The sequence below is a fragment of the Enterobacter quasiroggenkampii genome, from assembly GCF_043972695.1.
GTDB lineage: Bacteria > Pseudomonadota > Gammaproteobacteria > Enterobacterales > Enterobacteriaceae > Enterobacter > Enterobacter quasiroggenkampii.
Genome location: NZ_CP143745.1, coordinates 59,888 through 79,721 on the forward strand (window position 1 = coordinate 59,888; position 19,834 = coordinate 79,721).

The 19,834-nt window shown below is 56.9% G+C and carries 12 protein-coding genes; 7 read left to right on the plus strand and 5 right to left on the minus strand.

Features of this window, described 5'->3' with window-relative positions:
- Positions 1–88 precede the first annotated feature (88 nt).
- From holC to V1572_RS00350, 4 genes are all read left to right on the plus strand, one after another.
- Positions 89–532 carry a DNA polymerase III subunit chi gene (gene holC / locus V1572_RS00335; RefSeq protein WP_008502815.1) on the plus strand — a complete coding sequence of 148 codons (444 nt, stop codon included), beginning with the start codon at positions 89–91 and terminating at the stop codon, positions 530–532.
- Positions 532–3,387 (plus strand): valine--tRNA ligase, encoded by a 2,856-nt coding sequence (locus tag V1572_RS00340; protein ID WP_045910116.1) that lies wholly within the window; start codon positions 532–534, stop codon positions 3,385–3,387. Before holC ends, V1572_RS00340 begins: the two co-directional genes overlap by 1 nt.
- A 123-nt stretch (positions 3,388–3,510) precedes the next feature.
- The gene (locus V1572_RS00345; protein ID WP_111967955.1) at positions 3,511–4,014 is read left to right on the plus strand and encodes a GNAT family N-acetyltransferase; all 504 of its coding nucleotides are present in this window, start codon (positions 3,511–3,513) and stop codon (positions 4,012–4,014) included.
- 83 nt (positions 4,015–4,097) lie between these two features.
- Positions 4,098–5,117, plus strand: coding sequence for an NAD(P)-dependent alcohol dehydrogenase (locus V1572_RS00350; RefSeq protein ID WP_395299622.1), 1,020 nt, complete (start codon positions 4,098–4,100; stop codon positions 5,115–5,117).
- A gap of 43 nt (positions 5,118–5,160) precedes the next feature.
- Here the strand turns inward: V1572_RS00350 and V1572_RS00355 are convergent, their stop codons facing one another.
- Positions 5,161–6,801 (minus strand): dihydroxyacetone kinase subunit DhaK, encoded by a 1,641-nt coding sequence (locus V1572_RS00355; RefSeq protein WP_395299623.1) that lies wholly within the window; start codon positions 6,799–6,801, stop codon positions 5,161–5,163.
- A 137-nt stretch (positions 6,802–6,938) separates the two neighbouring features.
- On the opposite strand from V1572_RS00355, the gene V1572_RS00360 reads away from it, so the two are divergent.
- Positions 6,939–8,441 (plus strand): helicase HerA-like C-terminal domain-containing protein, encoded by a 1,503-nt coding sequence (locus V1572_RS00360; protein ID WP_395299624.1) that lies wholly within the window; start codon positions 6,939–6,941, stop codon positions 8,439–8,441.
- Here the strand turns inward: V1572_RS00360 and V1572_RS00365 are convergent.
- Complete coding sequence (locus V1572_RS00365; protein ID WP_395300008.1) at positions 8,421–9,362, minus strand: TIGR01212 family radical SAM protein; 942 nt, start codon at positions 9,360–9,362, stop codon at positions 8,421–8,423. The genes V1572_RS00360 and V1572_RS00365 overlap by 21 nt on opposite strands.
- A 687-nt stretch (positions 9,363–10,049) precedes the next feature.
- Here V1572_RS00365 and gltB point away from each other — a divergent pair.
- Together gltB and gltD are read left to right on the plus strand one after the other, a co-directional pair.
- Positions 10,050–14,510, plus strand: coding sequence for a glutamate synthase large subunit (gltB, locus tag V1572_RS00370; protein ID WP_048225139.1), 4,461 nt, complete (start codon positions 10,050–10,052; stop codon positions 14,508–14,510).
- Between the two features lie 9 nt (positions 14,511–14,519).
- Positions 14,520–15,938 carry a glutamate synthase subunit GltD gene (gltD, locus tag V1572_RS00375; protein ID WP_014833470.1) on the plus strand — a complete coding sequence of 473 codons (1,419 nt, stop codon included), beginning with the start codon at positions 14,520–14,522 and terminating at the stop codon, positions 15,936–15,938.
- A 64-nt stretch (positions 15,939–16,002) separates the two neighbouring features.
- Here the strand turns inward: gltD and V1572_RS00380 are convergent, their stop codons facing one another.
- The 3 genes from V1572_RS00380 to V1572_RS00390 form a co-directional block, all read right to left on the minus strand.
- Positions 16,003–16,677, minus strand: a complete 675-nt coding sequence (locus V1572_RS00380; protein ID WP_196365203.1) for a DUF1120 domain-containing protein — start codon at positions 16,675–16,677, stop codon at positions 16,003–16,005.
- Positions 16,678–16,862: 185 nt separating this feature from the next.
- A complete protein-coding gene (locus tag V1572_RS00385; protein ID WP_048028813.1) occupies positions 16,863–17,423 on the minus strand; it encodes a hypothetical protein in 561 nt (186 codons plus the stop codon).
- Positions 17,420–19,834, minus strand: a complete 2,415-nt coding sequence (locus V1572_RS00390) for a fimbrial biogenesis outer membrane usher protein (protein ID WP_395299625.1) — start codon at positions 19,832–19,834, stop codon at positions 17,420–17,422. The genes V1572_RS00385 and V1572_RS00390 overlap by 4 nt, the downstream gene beginning before the upstream one ends.

Here is a 19,834-nt window from a genome sequence, read left to right on the forward strand (position 1 = left end):
CCGGCCTACAACGTCATTCAACCGTAGGCCGGGTAAGCGTAGCGCCACCCGGCTTTGCATTTGAATCCAAAACTAAGAAGCCCCATATATGAAGAATGCAACGTTCTACCTTCTGGACAACGACACCCATCAGGATGGCCTCAGCGCCGTCGAACAGCTGGTGTGTGAAATTGCCGCAGAACGTTGGCGCGCAGGCAAACGCGTGTTGATCGCCTGTGAAGATGAGCAGCAGGCGATTCGTCTCGATGAAGCGCTGTGGGCTCGCCCGCCGGAGAGTTTTGTTCCGCATAACCTGTCAGGCGAAGGGCCACGCGGCGGGGCGCCGGTTGAAATTGCCTGGCCGCAAAAGCGCAACAGCAGCGCGCGCGACATTCTGATTAGCCTGCGGATAGATTTTGCAGATTTTGCCACCGCTTTCACAGAAGTGGTAGACTTTGTCCCTTACGAAGAATCTTTGAAACAACTGGCGCGCGAACGCTATAAAGCGTACCGCCTGGCTGGTTTTAACCTGAATACGGCAACCTGGAAATAATGGAAAAGACATATAACCCACGCGATATCGAACAGCCGCTTTACGAGCACTGGGAACAGCAGGGCTATTTCAAGCCTAACGGCGACGAAAGCAAAGAGTCCTTCTGCATCATGATCCCGCCGCCGAACGTCACCGGCAGTTTGCATATGGGTCATGCTTTCCAGCAGACCATCATGGACACCATGATCCGCTACCAGCGCATGCAGGGTAAAAACACCCTGTGGCAGGCGGGGACTGACCACGCGGGTATCGCGACCCAGATGGTGGTTGAGCGTAAAATTGCCGCTGAAGAAGGGAAAACCCGCCACGACTACGGTCGCGACGCGTTCATCGACAAAATCTGGCAGTGGAAAGCGGAATCCGGCGGCACGATTACCCGTCAGATGCGCCGCCTCGGCAACTCCGTGGACTGGGAGCGCGAGCGCTTCACCATGGACGAAGGCCTCTCCAACGCCGTGAAAGAAGTCTTCGTCCGTCTGTACAAAGAAGACCTGATTTACCGTGGCAAACGCCTGGTCAACTGGGATCCGAAACTGCGCACCGCAATTTCTGATCTGGAAGTGGAAAACCGCGAGTCCAAGGGCTCCATGTGGCATATCCGCTATCCGCTGGCCGACGGCGCAAAAACCGCCGACGGTAAAGATTACCTGGTGGTCGCGACCACCCGTCCGGAAACCCTGCTGGGCGATACCGGCGTGGCCGTTAACCCGGAAGATCCGCGTTATAAAGATCTGATTGGCAAATTCGTGGTGCTGCCGCTGGTAAACCGCCGTATTCCGATTGTGGGCGACGAACACGCCGACATGGAAAAAGGCACCGGCTGCGTGAAAATCACCCCGGCGCACGACTTCAACGACTATGAAGTGGGTCGTCGTCACGCCCTGCCGATGATCAACATTCTGACCTTCGACGGCGATATCCGCGAAAGCGCAGAAGTGTACGACACCAAAGGCAACGAATCCGACGTTTATTCCAGCGACATCCCGGCCGAGTTCCAGAAGCTGGAACGCTTTGCCGCGCGTAAAGCGATTGTGGCTGCCGTTGACGCACTGGGCCTGCTGGAAGAGATCAAGCCTCACGACCTGACCGTGCCGTACGGCGACCGTGGTGGCGTGGTTATCGAGCCAATGCTGACCGACCAGTGGTACGTGCGTGCCGACGTGCTGGCGAAACCGGCTGTGGAAGCGGTTGAAAACGGCAGCATTCAGTTCGTACCGAAGCAGTACGAAAACATGTACTTCTCCTGGATGCGCGATATTCAGGACTGGTGTATCTCCCGTCAGCTGTGGTGGGGTCACCGTATCCCGGCATGGTACGACAACGACGGCAACGTTTACGTTGGTCGCAGCGAAGATGAAGTGCGTCAGGAAAACAACCTGAGCGCAGACGTAGCCCTGCGTCAGGACGAAGACGTGCTGGATACCTGGTTCTCCTCCGCGCTGTGGACCTTCTCCACCCTCGGCTGGCCAGAAAACACCGACGCGCTGCGTCAGTTCCACCCAACCAGCGTGATGGTGTCCGGCTTCGACATTATCTTCTTCTGGATTGCCCGCATGATCATGATGACCATGCACTTCATCAAAGACGAAGACGGCAAGCCGCAGGTTCCGTTCCATACCGTCTACATGACCGGTCTGATCCGCGACGACGAAGGCCAGAAGATGTCCAAATCCAAGGGTAACGTCATCGACCCGCTGGATATGGTTGATGGTATCTCTCTGGAAGAGCTGCTGGAAAAACGCACCGGCAACATGATGCAGCCGCAGCTGGCGGAGAAAATCCGCAAGCGCACCGAGAAGCAGTTCCCGAACGGGATTGAGGCTCACGGTACCGACGCCCTGCGTTTCACCCTGGCGGCACTGGCCTCGACTGGTCGTGACATCAACTGGGACATGAAGCGTCTGGAAGGTTACCGTAACTTCTGTAACAAGCTGTGGAACGCCAGCCGCTTCGTGCTGATGAACACCGAAGATCAGGATTGCGGCTTCAACGGCGGCGAGATGACTCTCTCCCTGGCTGACCGCTGGATCCTGGCGGAATTCAACCAGACAGTGAAAGCGTTCCGCGAGGCGCTGGACAGCTACCGCTTCGACATCGCGGCGGGCATTCTGTATGAATTCACCTGGAACCAGTTCTGTGACTGGTATCTGGAGCTGGCGAAGCCGGTCATGAACGGCGGCACTGAGGCAGAGCTGCGCGGTACGCGCAACACGCTGATTACCGTTCTGGAAGGCCTGCTGCGCCTGGCGCACCCGGTTATTCCATTCATCACCGAGACCATCTGGCAGCGCGTGAAGGTGATTGCAGGCATCAACGCCGACACCATCATGCTGCAACCGTTCCCGGCATTCGATGCGGCGAAAGTCGATGAAGCGGCGTCTGCGGATACCGAGTGGCTGAAGCAGGCGATCGTGGCGGTACGTAACATTCGTGCTGAAATGAACATCGCCCCGGGCAAACCGCTGGAGCTGCTGCTGCGCGGCTGCAGCGAAGCGGCCGTTCGTCGCGTCACCGAGAACAACACCTTCCTGAAAACCATGGCGCGTCTGGAAAGCATCACCGTGCTGCCTGCGGATGATAAAGGTCCGGTTTCCGTGACCAAAATCATCGACGGTGCCGAGCTGCTGATCCCGATGGCAGGTCTGATCGACAAAGACGCCGAGCTGGCGCGTCTGGCGAAAGAAGTGGCGAAAGTCGACGTGGAAATTGGCAAAATCGAAAGCAAACTGGCGAACGAAGGCTTTGTTGCCCGCGCGCCGGAAGCGGTCATCGCGAAAGAGCGTGAGCGTCTGGTTGCCTTCGCTGATGCGAAGACCAAGCTGATTGAGCAGCAGGCGGTTATCGCTGCCCTGTAATGCTTTTACCCCTTACGCTTCAGGGCGTAAGGGGTAACCTTCCTGAAAACTCCTCGCTTGCACTCCCCTTTCTGCGGTGCTATTAACAGCAGTTATGTGTCAATTTTTGTAATGAGTAATGCTATGAGCGTGATTACCCCCGTCGCGACGACGATGCGTCGGATCACTGAGCAGGATAACCCAGCTATCGCCGCCGTTATTCGCACCGTTTCTGCCGAATATGGCCTGACGGCTGACAAAGGCTACACGGTTGCCGACCCGAATCTGGACGCGCTTTTCCAGCTCTACAGCCAGCCGGGGCATGCCTACTGGGTAATCGAGCAGAACGGCCAGGTAGTCGGCGGCGGCGGCGTGGCGCCCCTCAGCTGCAGCGAGCCGGATATCTGCGAACTGCAGAAAATGTATTTCCTGCCAACGGCACGCGGACAAGGACTGGCAAAAAAGCTGGCGCTGATGGCGCTGGACCACGCGCGCAAGCAGGGCTTTACCCGCTGCTACCTGGAAACGACCGCCTTCCTCAAAGAGGCCATCGGCCTGTATGAACATCTGGGCTTTGAGCATATCGATGCGCCGCTGGGCTGTACCGGCCACGTTGATTGCGAAGTCAGGATGCTGAAAAGTCTGTAACTTTCGTTCCTGCCCTCTTCTGTTAAGCGGCTGTAAACTGAATGCTCTACACTCTCAGTTCACACCACAACGGGGGAAACACGATGTCGAAGATAAAAAGCTACGCCGCACCGCAGGCGGGTGCAGAACTTGAGCTGTACGAGTACGATGCGGGCGAACTAAAAGCAGAAGACGTCGAAGTACAGGTTGATTACTGCGGGATCTGCCACTCGGATCTCTCGATGATCGATAACGAATGGGGCTTCTCCAGCTATCCGCTGGTTGCCGGACACGAAGTCATTGGCCGCGTCGTGGCGCTCGGTAGCGCCGCGCAGGACAAAGGGCTGAAAGTGGGCCAGCGCGTAGGCATTGGCTGGACAGCGCGCAGCTGTGGTCACTGCGATGCCTGTATCAGCGGCAATCAGATCAACTGCCTCGAAGGCGCCGTTCCCACCATTCTGAACAAAGGCGGTTTTGCCGATAAACTGCGCGCCGACTGGCAATGGGTTATCCCGCTGCCGGAAAGCATTGATATCGAATCCGCCGGTCCGCTGCTGTGTGGTGGTATCACCGTCTTCAAACCGCTGCTGATGCACCATATCACCGCCACCAGCCGCGTCGGCGTCATCGGTATCGGCGGGCTGGGGCATATTGCCATTAAGCTGCTGCACGCGATGGGCTGTGAAGTCACGGCGTTCAGCTCTAACCCGGCGAAAGAGAAAGAAGTGCTGGCGATGGGGGCGGATAAAGTGGTGAACAGCCGAGATCCGCAAGCGCTGAACGCGCTGGCGGGCCAGTTTGACCTGATCATCAACACCGTTAACGTCGATCTCGACTGGCAGCCGTACTTTGAAGCGTTGGCCTACGGCGGTAACTTCCACACCGTGGGTGCGGTGATGAAGCCGCTGCCGGTTCCGGCGTTTACCCTGATCGGTGGGGATCGCAGCGTGTCAGGCTCCGCTACCGGTACGCCGTACGAGCTGCGCAAACTGATGAAATTCGCCGGACGCACCAAAGTGGCGCCGACCACCGAACTGTATCCGATTTCGAAAATCAACGAAGCGATCCAGCACGTGCGCGACGGCAAAGCTCGTTACCGCGTGGTGTTGAAAGCAGATTTCTGATGTGACAGTGCCGGGTAATGGCTTCGCCTTACCCGGCCTACTTTCACCGCTGCGCCAATACGTTAAATACTTCCGCTACCGCGACCGCTCCCGGATCCATCACCCCATCCAGGTTCTCTTTATTGACATACGACGAGCGTCCCGCGCCGGCTTTCGCCATTTTCGACGTTGCTTCTGCGCCCTGCTGCGCGGCCTGCGCTGCCGCCTGAATATTGCCTTTCTGTAACGCCTCCAGCGCCGGTTGCAGCGCATCGATCAGCGTGCGATCGCCAAGATCCGCTCCGCCGTACTGCTTCATCTGCGCAAGTCCACTGAGCAAGGCCTCCGGGAGCGTCTGACCATCGTGAAGCTTTTGCCCGGCCGCGGTGAAGAAGATCGACATCAGCACCCCGCTCGACCCGCCCATCACCGTAGCAAGCCGCTCGCCAACCAGCAGCAGCAGCTCAGACACGTCATTAAGCGGGAGCGTGTTCTCCTCCAGGCGCTGCGCAATATCCCGCGCCCCTTGCGCAAAGGTTGAGCCGGTATCGCCATCCCCCACCTTGGCATCCAGCGCGTTCAGGCGGTTTTCCAGCTGGATCAGCGTTGTCGACACGGAGGAGACAAACGCACGCACCTGCGGATTGTCAGAGGGGGTATACTCCACACGGTCATGAATGGCGCTATGCGCCACGGTACGCAGTGGCGCAAACGCGACGGGCTTCTGCCAGCCCAGCGTCTCGACGTCGGCGTGAATCGCCTTTTCGAAGAAATCTTTGAGCTTCAGCAGCGTCAGAGAAAAGCCTTTCATATCCAGCGCGCTGACCAGCGGCGCAGGGCCAATCAGGTACGCGATACTCTCTTTCAGCGCAGAATGCGCCAGCTCTTTGGTCAGCAGCGCCATCTCCAGCGCCGATACGCCGCCAAGATTGTTAATCAGCACCGCAAAACGCCCCTTACCCGCCTGCGCGCTTAACGGCGTCACCAGAGTGTCGATAATGGCTTTGCTGTTTTGCGTATCCACCACGGAAGCCCCGGGCTCGCCGTGAATGCCCAGGCCCAGCTCGACATGGCCTTGTTTAATGCGCCCCTCTTCATCGTCGCTGCCCGGCAGGTTGCAGGTTTGCATCGCCACGCCCAGGCTCCAGAGGTTATCGCAGGCCTGTTGCGCAATATCCCGCACCTCGCTCAGCGATTTCCCCTGCTCCGCCGCATAGCCCGCAATCTTGTGCACCAGTGCCGTACCGGCAATACCGCGCGGCTGCTTGTTATCCGGCAGCGCGATATCGTCTGCCACAATCACCATCTCCACCTTCAGGCCGTAGCGTTTGGCCTTTTCGGCCGCCAGGCCAAAGTTCAGGCGGTCGCCGGTGTAGTTTTTGACGATCAGCAGACAGCCGCGATCGCCCGTGACCGCGACAATGGCATTCAGCACCGCATCTACGCTCGGCGAGGCAAATAGATCGCCGCACACTGCCGCCGTCAGCATCCCTTTGCCGACAAACCCGGCGTGTGCGGGTTCGTGGCCTGAGCCGCCGCCGGAGATCACCGCCACGCGGCTTTTGTCCCAGTCGCCGCGTGCGACGATCCTGATGGCCGGATCGATATCAAGCTTGACGAGATTGGCATGTGGCGCAGAAAGCAGTATGCCTTCAATGGCATCGTTGACCAGCTGTTTGCGATCGTTAAAGAAGAATCTGGACATAGTTTCCCACTATTTTGTGAACCGTATGCAAAAGCATAGTCCGCGCTGGATAATGCGCCGCAAAGTCAGGAATTTACTCAACCAAATTGCTATCAGGTTGCCTATACTCCACCCAGGACTAAGAGAGGAAGCGCATCATGAGTACACCATTGTTAATTGCCCGGACGCTGGAAAAAGAGCTCTATTTACTGCCCGCGATGGCGAACCGCCACGGTCTGATCACCGGCGCGACCGGGACGGGGAAAACCGTCACCCTGCAAAAGCTGGCGGAGTCGCTTTCGGAGATTGGCGTACCGGTCTTTATGGCTGACGTAAAAGGCGATTTAACCGGTGTGGCTCAGGAAGGGACGGCCTCTGAAAAACTGCTCGAACGGCTGAAGAATATTGGCATCACGGACTGGACGCCCCACGGTAACCCGGTGGTGGTGTGGGACATCTTCGGTGAAAAAGGCCACCCGGTACGCGCCACCGTCTCCGATCTTGGCCCGCTGCTGCTGGCCCGTCTGCTTAACCTCAACGACGTGCAGTCCGGCGTGCTGAATATTATCTTCCGCATTGCCGATGACCAGGGGCTACTGCTGCTTGATTTCAAAGATCTGCGCGCCATTACGCAGTACATCGGCGATAACGCCAAATCCTTCCAGAACCAGTACGGCAACATCAGCAGCGCCTCGGTGGGCGCTATTCAGCGTGGGCTACTGACGCTTGAGCAACAGGGCGCTGAGCATTTCTTTGGTGAACCCATGCTGGATATCAAAGACTGGATGCGCACCGACAGCAGTGGCAAAGGCATTATTAACATCCTGAGCTCAGAGAAGCTCTACCAGATGCCGAAACTCTACGCCGCCAGCCTGCTGTGGATGCTCTCCGAACTCTATGAACAATTACCCGAAGCAGGCGATCTGGAAAAACCGAAGCTGGTCTTCTTCTTTGACGAAGCGCATCTGCTGTTTAACGATGCACCTCAGGTACTGCTGGATAAGATCGAACAGGTTATCCGCCTGATCCGCTCCAAAGGCGTCGGCGTCTGGTTTGTCTCGCAAAACCCGTCGGATATCCCCGACAACGTGCTCGGGCAGCTCGGCAACCGCGTGCAGCATGCCCTGCGCGCCTTTACGCCGAAAGATCAGAAAGCGGTGAAAGCCGCCGCGCAAACCATGCGCGCCAATCCGGCCTTTGATACCGAAGCCGCCATTCAGGCGTTAGGCACCGGTGAAGCGCTGATCTCGTTCCTCGATGCGAAGGGCAGCCCGTCCGTGGTGGAACGCGCCATGGTCATTGCCCCTTGCTCGCGCATGGGGCCGGTGACCGACGATGAGCGCAACGGCCTGATTAAGCACTCTCCGGTTTACGGGAAATACGAAGACGAGGTGGATCGCGAGTCCGCGTTCGAGATGCTGCAAAAAGGGGTCCAGGCGACAACGGAATCGCAGGATGCACCTGCCGCTAAAGGGCAATCAGTCGCCGTGGATGACGGCATTCTCGGTGGACTCAAAGACATCCTGTTCGGCAGCACCGGGCCGCGCGGCGGCAAGCGCGATGGCGTGGTGCAGACCATGGCGAAAAGCGCAGCCCGACAGGTCACCAATCAGATCGTGCGCGGCATGCTGGGGAGTTTGTTAGGCGGCCGTCGCCGGTAGACGCGGAACCCACGGGCGGCCCAGCGCCGAACCCTGTACGCCATTCTTCTGCAGGTAGCGGTCGATTTCCACCATCCCCGTCCAGCGGTTCTCACACCACAGCGGTGCCAGAAGCGTTGGACGGCGGGCGCTGGCCGAGATGCGGTGGTAGACAATCTCCGGCGGCGTGTGGCGAATCATCTCCCCCGCCGTCACCGTATAGTCCTCAAGCTCGATACCGCTTAACCGCCCGGCCTCCCAGGCTTTCGCCATAATGCTGCCTTTCACGATATGCAGCGGATGCAGCTTGATGCCGTCCACGCCGGTTTCAACGACCCTTTCCAGCGTTTCAAGGCCATGCTGTTGACCTTCGCCGGGTAACCCAACAATCAGGTGCGAACAGACCTTCAGCCCGCGCTCGCGGGCCAGGCGCGTGGTGCGCTGGTAGCAGGCAAAATCATGCCCACGGTTAATGCGGTGCAGCGTTTTGTCATGTGCCGTTTGCAAGCCCAGCTCCAGCCAGATCTCGTAGCCTTGTTCTTTGTACTCGCTGAGCAGGTCCAGCACCGCGTCCGGTACGCAGTCCGGGCGCGTTCCCACGCACAGCCCAACGATACTGGCCTGGCTGACGGCCTGCTGATACATCGAACGCAGTACCTGCACCTCCGCCCACGTGCTGGTATAAGCCTGAAAATAGGCCAGATACTGCTTCGCGCGGTTCACCAGGCTGGCCTGGTGGGCAAGCTGCTCAGCGATAGAATGGTGCTGCTGCGCTTCATTGGCAAACGACGCGACGTTACAGAAGGTGCAGCCGCCGCGCCCGATGGTGCCGTCGCGATTCGGGCAGCTAAACCCGCCGTGCAGCGTCAGCTTATGAACCTTTTGCCCGTACCGCTGCAAAAGATCCCCACCAAACATATTGACTAATTTCTGTAACTGCATAATCTGATAGACCGTCCCGGAGAAAGGGGACAAGCCTGCCATTTTTAGCCTCTGTCGGCGATGACCTGGATCAATCGCCCTGGACGGCCTTTATCTATATGAATAAATACTCAGGATTACTGCAATTTCATTCACGCCGTACGTGATTACTTTTCCTTATGTTCTGATTGTTTTTTTCATTTATAGCGCCAGCACTGAAAAACAGTGTGTTTATGCGGGTTTGCAGACAATGCCAGATTATTATTCTGCTATAAAACCGCTATTCAGCACGCTACATTGATAATACCGCTTTCATATAGTGAGTCAGATCACACTCCGCTGCGCTCTTTCAGGGCATTCAATCAATGTAAAACTAGTTAAATAACCTTTAAATACAATTAGATAATCTCTCTTTAGCACATTTTTGTATAAATAAGATTGCCATTTGACCTGTGTACCAATTCCCGATAAGTTGGAAATCCGCTGGAAGCTTTCTGGATGAGCGGCCTGCTCATCATATTTATGCAGTAATTGAGATTCCCTCTGAAGCAAGTCCTCAAACTTGTTTACCTGCGCGAAAGGATGAAAAAGAGGGCGAATGCGAGGTCCGCGTATGAAACGCAAACCCCGTCGCCATGCTCTTTCTGTGCCTGTGCGCCACGGTAAAGTTCAGTGGGAAGCCCGACGAGCCTGGGGAGGTTCACTGATATGTTGTACGATAAATCCCTTGAGAAGGATAACTGTGGTTTCGGCCTGATCGCCCACATAGAAGGCGAACCTAGCCACAAGGTAGTGCGTACTGCTATTCACGCACTGGCCCGTATGCAGCACCGTGGCGCCATCCTTGCCGATGGTAAAACCGGCGACGGTTGCGGCCTGCTGCTGCAAAAACCGGATCGTTTCTTCCGCATCGTGGCGGAAGAGCGCGGCTGGCGTTTAGCCAAAAACTACGCTGTCGGCATGCTGTTCCTGAATCAGGATCCTGAAAAGGCTGCCGCCTCACGCCGCATCGTCGAAGAAGAACTTCAGCGTGAAACCCTGTCGATTGTCGGCTGGCGCGATGTGCCAACCAACGAAGGGGTGCTCGGTGAAATCGCCCTCTCCTCGCTGCCTCGTATTGAACAGATTTTCGTCAACGCGCCTGCGGGCTGGCGTCCGCGTGATATGGAACGCCGTCTGTTTATTGCCCGTCGCCGCATTGAAAAACGTCTCCAGGACGATAAAGAGTTCTACGTCTGTAGCCTCTCTAACCTGGTGAACATCTATAAAGGTCTGTGTATGCCGGCTGACCTGCCGCGCTTCTACCTGGACCTGGCGGACCTGCGTCTGGAATCGGCCATTTGCCTGTTCCACCAGCGCTTCTCCACCAACACCGTACCACGCTGGCCGCTGGCTCAGCCGTTCCGCTACCTGGCGCACAACGGCGAGATCAACACCATCACCGGTAACCGCCAGTGGGCCCGCGCCCGTACCTATAAATTCCAGACGCCGCTGATCCCCGATCTGCACGATGCCGCGCCGTTCGTGAACGAAACCGGCTCGGACTCCAGCTCAATGGATAACATGCTGGAACTGCTGCTGGCGGGCGGGATGGATATCGTGCGTGCTATGCGTCTGCTCGTGCCACCGGCCTGGCAGAACAACCCGGATATGGATCCTGAGCTGCGCGCGTTCTTCGACTTTAACTCCATGCACATGGAGCCGTGGGACGGTCCGGCGGGCATCGTCATGTCCGACGGTCGTTTTGCCGCCTGTAACCTGGACCGGAACGGCCTGCGTCCGGCGCGCTACGTCATCACCAAAGACAAGCTCATCACCTGCGCCTCTGAAGTCGGCATCTGGGATTACCAGCCAGACGAAGTGGTCGAGAAAGGCCGCGTCGGTCCGGGCGAGCTGATGGTGATCGACACCCGCGGTGGGCGCATCCTGCACTCTGCCGAAACCGACAACGATCTGAAGAGCCGCCACCCGTACAAAGAGTGGATGGAGAAAAACGTGCGTCGTCTGGTGCCGTTTGAAGATCTGTCGGACGAAGAAGTGGGCAGCCGCGAGCTGGACGATGACACCCTCGCCAGCTACCAGAAGCAATTTAACTACAGCGCGGAAGAGCTGGACTCCGTCATCCGCGTGCTCGGTGAAAACGGCCAGGAAGCGGTCGGCTCGATGGGTGACGATACCCCGTTTGCCGTGCTCTCCAGCCAGCCGCGCATCATCTATGACTACTTCCGTCAGCAGTTTGCGCAGGTGACTAACCCGCCAATCGATCCACTGCGTGAAGCACACGTGATGTCGCTGGCCACCAGCATTGGTCGCGAGATGAACGTCTTCTGCGAGGCCGAAGGCCAGGCGCACCGTCTGACCTTTAAATCGCCGATCCTGCTGTACTCCGATTTCAAACAGCTCACCACTATGAAAGAGGAGCACTACCGCGCCGACACGCTCGACATTACCTTCGACGTGAACGAGGCGAGCCTCGAAGAGACGGTGAATGCGCTGTGTGACAAAGCCGAACAGATGGTGCGTAACGGTACCGTGCTGCTGGTATTGTCCGACCGCAACATCGCGAAAAACCGTCTGCCGGTACCGGCCCCGATGGCAGTGGGCGCTATCCAGACGCGTCTGGTCGATAAGAGCCTGCGCTGCGACGCCAACATCATTGTTGAAACCGCAAGCGCGCGCGATCCGCACCACTTTGCCGTGCTGCTGGGCTTTGGCGCGACGGCGATCTATCCGTACCTGGCCTACGAAACGCTGGCCCGTCTGGTAGATACCCGCGCGATCGACAAAGATTACCGCGCGGTGATGCTGAACTACCGTAACGGCATCAACAAAGGTCTGTACAAGATCATGTCCAAAATGGGCATCTCGACCATTGCCTCCTACCGCTGCTCGAAGCTGTTTGAAGCGGTCGGCCTGCATGACGAGGTCGCCAACCTCTGCTTCCAGGGCGTGGTCAGCCGCATCGGCGGCGCCGGTTTTGCTGACTTCCAGCAGGATCTGGTGAACCTGTCCAAACGCGCCTGGCTGGCACGTAAGCCGCTGGATCAGGGCGGTCTGCTGAAATACGTTCACGGCGGCGAATACCACGCCTACAACCCGGACGTGGTGCGCACGCTGCAGCAGGCGGTTCAGAGCGGCGAATACCGTGATTATCAGCAGTACGCTGAGCTGGTGAACAACCGTCCGGCGGCAACGCTGCGCGACCTCATTGCCCTGAATCCGGGTGATGAAGCGGTCAGCATTGACGACGTTGAGCCAGCATCCGAACTGTTCAAACGCTTCGATACCGCGGCGATGTCCATCGGCGCCCTGAGCCCGGAAGCCCACGAAGCGCTGGCGGAAGCCATGAACAGCATCGGCGGCAACTCTAACTCCGGCGAAGGCGGTGAAGATCCGGCGCGCTACGGCACCAACAAGGTGTCTCGTATCAAGCAAGTGGCATCCGGCCGCTTTGGCGTGACGCCAGCGTACCTGGTCAACGCCGACGTGATTCAGATTAAGGTCGCTCAGGGTGCGAAACCGGGCGAAGGCGGTCAGTTACCGGGTGATAAAGTCACGCCGTACATCGCCAAACTGCGCTACTCGGTACCGGGCGTGACGCTGATCTCCCCGCCGCCGCACCACGATATCTACTCTATCGAGGACCTGGCGCAGCTGATTTTCGACCTGAAGCAGGTCAACCCGAAGGCGATGATCTCCGTGAAGCTGGTTTCCGAACCGGGCGTCGGCACCATCGCGACCGGCGTGGCGAAGGCCTATGCGGACCTTATCACCATCGCGGGTTATGACGGCGGTACCGGTGCAAGCCCGCTCTCCTCCGTGAAATATGCAGGCTGTCCGTGGGAGCTTGGCCTGGTGGAAACCCAGCAGGCGCTGGTGGCTAACGGTCTGCGTCATAAGATCCGTCTGCAGGTGGATGGCGGTCTGAAAACCGGCCTCGACATCATCAAGGCGGCGATCCTCGGTGCGGAAAGCTTCGGTTTCGGTACCGGTCCAATGGTCGCGCTGGGCTGTAAATACCTGCGTATTTGCCACCTGAACAACTGCGCAACCGGCGTTGCAACCCAGGACGAGAAGCTGCGTAAGAACCACTATCACGGCCTGCCGTTCAAAGTGACCAACTACTTTGAGTTCATTGCCCGCGAAACCCGCGAGCTGATGGCGCAGCTGGGCGTGAAGCGTCTGGTAGACCTGATTGGCCGCACCGATCTGCTGAAAGAGCTGGAAGGCTTCACCGCCAAGCAGCAGAAGCTGGAGTTGAGCAAGCTGCTGGAAACCGCGCAGCCGCACCCTGGCAAAGCGGTCTACTGCACCGAGAACAACCCGCCGTTCGATAACGGCGTGCTGAACGCGCAGCTGTTGCAGCAGGCGAAGCCGTATGTGGACGACAAGCAGAGCAAAACGTTCTGGTTTGATATCCGCAACACCGACCGTTCCGTGGGTGCCTCCCTCTCCGGTTACATCGCGCAAACGCACGGTGACCAGGGGCTGGCGGCCGATCCGATTACCGCGCACTTCAGCGGTACCGCGGGTCAGAGCTTCGGCGTGTGGAACGCAGGCGGCGTTGAGCTGTATCTGACCGGCGATGCCAACGACTACGTCGGCAAAGGCATGGCGGGTGGTCTGCTGGCGGTGCGTCCTCCTGTCGGCTCAGCCTTCCGCAGCCATGAAGCCAGCATTATCGGTAACACCTGCCTGTACGGCGCGACCGGCGGTCGTCTGTTCGCAGCAGGTCGTGCGGGCGAGCGTTTTGCGGTGCGTAACTCCGGTGCCATCACCGTGGTGGAAGGCATTGGCGATAACGGTTGTGAATACATGACGGGCGGGATTGTTTGCGTTCTGGGTAAAACCGGCGTGAACTTCGGCGCAGGCATGACGGGTGGTTTTGCCTACGTCCTGGATGAAGACGGTGAGTTCCGCAAACGCGTGAACCCGGAGCTGGTGGAAGTGCTGGACGTTGACACGCTGGCTATCCACGAAGAACATCTGCGCGGTTTGATTACCGAACACGTGCAGCATACCGGTTCTTCGCGCGGCGAAGAGATCCTGGCGAACTGGCCGGCGTTCTCTGCGAAATTCGCGCTGGTTAAGCCGAAGTCCAGCGATGTTAAAGCCCTGTTGGGTCACCGTAGTCGTAGCGCAGCAGAGCTGCGCGTGCAGGCGCAGTAAGGAATTCAGATGAGCCAGAACGTATACCAGTTTATCGACCTGCAGCGTGTTGATCCGCCAAAGAAACCGCTGAAGATCCGTAAAATTGAATTTGTTGAAATCTACGAGCCGTTTTCAGAAGGCCAGGCCAAAGCACAGGCAGACCGCTGCCTGTCCTGCGGTAACCCTTACTGCGAATGGAAATGTCCGGTACATAACTACATCCCGAACTGGCTGAAGCTGGCCAACGAAGGACGTATTTTTGAAGCCGCCGAGCTCTCTCACCAGACCAACACCCTGCCGGAAGTGTGCGGCCGCGTGTGTCCTCAGGACCGTCTGTGCGAAGGTTCCTGTACGCTGAACGACGAGTTCGGCGCGGTGACCATCGGCAACATCGAGCGCTACATCAACGATAAAGCCTTTGAGATGGGCTGGCGTCCGGACATGACCGGCGTGAAGCAAACCGACAAGCGCGTGGCGATCATCGGCGCGGGCCCGGCGGGCCTGGCCTGTGCGGACGTGCTGACCCGCAACGGCGTGAAGGCGGTGGTCTTTGACCGTCATCCGGAGATCGGCGGCCTGCTGACCTTCGGTATCCCGGCCTTCAAGCTGGAAAAAGAGGTCATGACCCGTCGCCGCGAAATCTTCACCGGCATGGGCATTGAGTTCAAACTGAACGTGGAAGTGGGCCGCGACGTGCAGCTCGACGACCTGCTGAAGGATTACGACGCCGTGTTCCTGGGCGTGGGCACCTATCAGTCCATGCGTGGTGGTCTGGAGAACGAAGACGCGCCGGGCGTGTACGACGCGCTGCCGTTCCTGATTGCCAACACCAAGCAGATCATGGGCTACGGCGAAACCGCCGATGAGCCTTTCGTCAGCATGGAAGGCAAACGCGTGGTGGTGCTGGGCGGCGGTGATACCGCGATGGACTGCGTGCGTACCTCCATTCGTCAGAATGCGGCACACGTAATCTGCGCCTACCGTCGTGACGAAGAGAACATGCCGGGCTCCAAGCGCGAAGTGAAAAACGCGCGTGAAGAGGGCGTGGAGTTCCAGTTCAACATCCAGCCTCTGGGTATTGAAGTGAATGCCAACGGTAAAGTGAGCGGCGTGAAGATGGCGCGTACCGAGATGGGCGCACCGGATGCGAAAGGCCGTCGTCGCGCGGAGATCGTGGCCGGTTCTGAACACGTGATCCCGGCCGACGCCGTGGTGATGGCGTTCGGTTTCCGTCCTCACAGCATGGAATGGCTGGCGAAGCACAGCGTTGAGCTGGATTCACAGGGCCGTATTATTGCGCCAGAAGGTAGCGATAACGCGTTCCAGACCAGCAACCCGAAAATCTTCGCCGGTGGCGATATCGTTCGCGGTTCCGACCTGGTAGTGACGGCGATTGCCGAAGGCCGCAAGGCGGCTGACGGGATACTGAATTACCTGGAAGTGTAAGAAAAAAGGGAATAAACCTTCCGGTTTATTCCCTTTGCTAAATAAAGCGTAATTAAAAAATAAATTACAGATATTTCAGCGTGAAGGTTGCCTGTCCATCAATACTGGTATCATCGGTAATTGCCAGCGTCGTGGTGTCCTGAATCGCAAGCGAAATAGCCATTGGTACAACGGCCTGAGTAAAGGCCAGTGGTGCCGTTTCTCCGGAGGTTGCAACAGTCACAATTTCACTGGCGTTATTCTGCATCAGCGAACCCACGTTAGACCAGGACGTTCCATTATCTGAGCTGTAGGTCACTCCGACTGCATTACCATCTGCCGTTACGCTGTCGGTTTTAACAAACATGCTGTAGTTACCAATCTTCACGTTGCCTGCCGTGGTGTTTACGCCAAACAGGTTTACCGGCTGGAGGACGTCAACACCGGCTACGGTACCGTTTTTAACGACCACATTCGCCGCCGTGCCGCTACGGTCATCATTCACGCTAAAGCCCACTTTGATAGGCGCCTGGCAGCTAATCGTCAGGGAGAAGTCTTTTTGTCCCAGTTGGTTAACTGCAGTGGCGCTCAGCGAGCCCAGATTGACGGTGCCGTAGTCAATGGTGCCGCCGCCGCTCAGCGTTGGGGTACAGGACGCATTAGTTAACGTACCTTTTAACTTCAAAACGGCGCTCGGGTCAGCTGCAAATGCAGAAGAGACACAAAGAGACAGAACAGTTGCAAGCCATACTTTTTTCATTCGTTAATCCTTAACGTTTAATCTATTTATAACAAACCAATTACGGCATTCATGCCGTTAAATGAATATATATCTTTCCTCCCAGCGCATTCACTTATCAGAAAGGATAAAAATATTCATTTCATCGACGACAAAAATAATGAAGCTTATTTTCTCTTCATTATTTTTATTTAATACCCGAACCGCTACTTCGTCAGCAGGGTCCAGGTTAAATCACTTTCCAGTGCGGTTTGATCGGTGATGCGGCTAAACGCATTGTCATCCAGCACGGGTGATAGCGTCACCCGGAAATTCATCTGCTGGCCTGAAGGCACCTGATTATTATCAACCGCAATAACCGCTTCATTATTACGCACATAAAACGGCGAAGGCGTGCCGCTTTGCGGAGTAAAATTGAGCTGGTCGACCGTTTTACCGACGGTATAATTTTTACCGTCAACGGTCATCTCATCGATTTTCACCGCCATTCCGCCAGACTGGCCGAATGTGAAGCGCCCTTTATCGCCTGCCGTCCCCTGCAGCAACACCGCCATTTGCTGCGGCTGCGGACAGTAAACGTTAACGTTGAGGGTACGGTCCGCCATTTTGTGCCAGTTCTGCTGGGTTTTATCGATATTATCTCGACGCATTTCGTGGTAATCCACCACCGGCTGCGAGAGCGTTATTTGGCAATCTTCCGCATGTGCAGTCGCCGCGAAGAAAAGTATCCCCAGCGCGGTTAATCCAACTGTTTGTTGATAATTCATCGGCATACTCCGTTTACTTCTTCATAGAAGGCATCTTCATCGCGTTTCTCTGGAAGAGCGAAATCGAGTTTGCACAGACGATTGTTGTTGGCATCCATGGCGTAGAGCGCCGATAGCTGATCCGCATCGTTGATAAAGACATGACCATCATCAACGACCGTAACAATGTAGTTGCCCTTCTCATCCACGACCGTCAGCCCTTTTTTCAGCGGCTGACCATCGGCTTGCTTCATACGCAGCATCACTCGACGGCTGTTTAGCACCCTGAAGTCAAGCTCGCTGACTGAAGCGTGACCTGCGGCGATGTATCGGGTGCCGTTTGCCAGCGTCATATTCTGCGGCAGCTTGTTGGCATCCACTTCAATACGCGAATTGCGCCACTCGTTTAGCGAAGGTACGACCGCCTGTCCCCAGGCATCGGTCCAGACCGTACCCTGTGGCGTGGCGATTTCTACCCCGCTTTTCTTCTCGCTCAGTCTGGCAATGGCAAAGGTATCGCGAATCGCATACGGCGAGAACGTCACGCCATTTTTGTGCATAGCGATGCCGCCCGCCAGGGTGGCGTTATAGTTACGCTGATTATCACCGCTGGTGCCGCCACCCACGCTCAGCTGGGTATAGTGCAGGTTGGTGTTAATGTTACCGTTGAAGCTATTATCACTGGAGGACTGGTCACGATCCGCGGCGATATAGTAGTGCGTGTTGTCGCCCAGCGAGCCGCTGTTGGCGACACCGTAAGTGGTATTGTCGCCCTGCTTGCGCATGTAGGTGCTCAAAGATTGCCCTGGACTCAACGGAATGCTGACGTTGATGTACAGCATTTCATCATCCTGGTCGTCATCGACGTTGCCCACAGCGCTTTGCCAGTTGGCAGTCACGCTGGCATATTTGAACGTCTTACCCCACGACAGAAGCAGATAGCGGGAATCTTCATAGTCCCCGCTGCTCTGGTTGTAGTTGAAGCCTGCTGAGAAAACGCCTGCCAGATCGGATGAAAAATGTACGCTGCCGGAATAGGCGTTATCGTATCCCTGGTAATCGTCGTCCATTGCTTCTGCCATCTCACGATAGCCGCCGCTGTAGTGCGTCGCGCTGGTGGAAAGCGAGACATGGGAGGAAAGCGTAAGGTCGCTTCCCAGCTCGGTTTTAAGGCCACTGTTGCTGTCACCAAACGATTCCTGGCTTGCCGCAACCGTCGTGGAAACAGACCAGAGGTCGTTGATCAGAAAATCGGTGCGACCACCAGCCGCCTGATAATCCTGAGCGGCAGTACCGGAGGCCAGAAGATTCATCCACGGGAAAATGCGCCAGCCGTCGGACACGTTCATCACCAGCGGATCGCTGTAGTCGCTGTCGATGCTGCGCACCTGACCCGCTGACACGGTAAGCCCCTGCGGGCGTGAAAGGTTGCGCTGCTTCACGGCGGCTGCAGGAACAATAAAGTGATTCGTTGAGCCGTCAGACTCCACGACGGAAACGTCCAAATCGACGTTGTTACGCGCAATCGGGACGTCATCCAGCGTAAATGGCCCCGCGGGCACGAGCGTACTGAAAATCAGCTGATTATTCTGGCGAATCTCCACGCGAGCCTGGGAAGAACGGGCAATGCCGGACACGCTGACGCCGCTACCGTCTCTTGTCAGCCCGTTGGTCGGCATAAGCTGGATGCCGGTAATGGGTATGCCGCTCAGCACATTCGACATGGCGTTAATTTCACCGACCTGCATGGTTAACTTCTGCGGGACAAAAACATGCTCCGCATAGGTGTAAATGCTGTCGGCATTTTTCTTGCCATTGTCATCCGTCAGGATGTAATTACTGCGAAGCGACCAGTCAAAAGCGTTGAAACCCGCTTCCAGATTGGCCTGCGAGTAGCGGGAATTGTCGCTACCGCCATATTCGTTACGGGTGCTGAATAGCGAATAGTTGAGCATCCCGGCGGCACCGCCGTGCTGGAAGTTTCGGATATCCGACGACAGGCTGTTTACCGCTTCAGGCGGCAGGTATAACTCAACGGCTTCCTGGTTTGGCAACGCGTTGATTACCGCTTTCGGGTAATCGTCACGGATGTCATGGCACGCCTCGCCTGCCTTCAGCGGAACCGGCATAAGACCGGCGAAATCAAGCAGATCGTTATCAAAACACAGCACGCCGCCCTTATCGAAACGGACGGCGGCCATGCCGCGATCTTCACCATTCACTTTGACGTTCACGGAATGGGTTCCGGGCAGAAAACGCGGTGCTTCAGCGAAGTAATGGTTCAAATCGCTCGTTAACCCCAGCGTTTTCATTACTCCCGTATCAAACGTCACTTCCCTTGCGAGTACGGAAGCGGAGTCAAATATCATCAGAGGCAAGGTGCCGCAGAGAACTGCGCGGACACAAAGTGCAATACGGCTTTTTTTATTCAC

Coding starts and splice junctions, on each gene's coding strand:
- holC (WP_008502815.1), top strand. CDS start 89: ATGAAGAATGCAACGTTCTACCTTCTGGACAACGACACCCATCAGGAT.
- V1572_RS00345 (WP_111967955.1), top strand. CDS start 3,511: ATGAGCGTGATTACCCCCGTCGCGACGACGATGCGTCGGATCACTGAG.
- gltB (WP_048225139.1), top strand. CDS start 10,050: ATGTTGTACGATAAATCCCTTGAGAAGGATAACTGTGGTTTCGGCCTG.
- V1572_RS00355 (WP_395299623.1), bottom strand. CDS start 6,801: ATGTCCAGATTCTTCTTTAACGATCGCAAACAGCTGGTCAACGATGCC.
- V1572_RS00340 (WP_045910116.1), top strand. CDS start 532: ATGGAAAAGACATATAACCCACGCGATATCGAACAGCCGCTTTACGAG.
- V1572_RS00360 (WP_395299624.1), top strand. CDS start 6,939: ATGAGTACACCATTGTTAATTGCCCGGACGCTGGAAAAAGAGCTCTAT.
- V1572_RS00380 (WP_196365203.1), bottom strand. CDS start 16,677: ATGAAAAAAGTATGGCTTGCAACTGTTCTGTCTCTTTGTGTCTCTTCT.
- gltD (WP_014833470.1), top strand. CDS start 14,520: ATGAGCCAGAACGTATACCAGTTTATCGACCTGCAGCGTGTTGATCCG.
- V1572_RS00350 (WP_395299622.1), top strand. CDS start 4,098: ATGTCGAAGATAAAAAGCTACGCCGCACCGCAGGCGGGTGCAGAACTT.
- V1572_RS00385 (WP_048028813.1), bottom strand. CDS start 17,423: ATGAATTATCAACAAACAGTTGGATTAACCGCGCTGGGGATACTTTTC.
- V1572_RS00365 (WP_395300008.1), bottom strand. CDS start 9,362: ATGCAGTTACAGAAATTAGTCAATATGTTTGGTGGGGATCTTTTGCAG.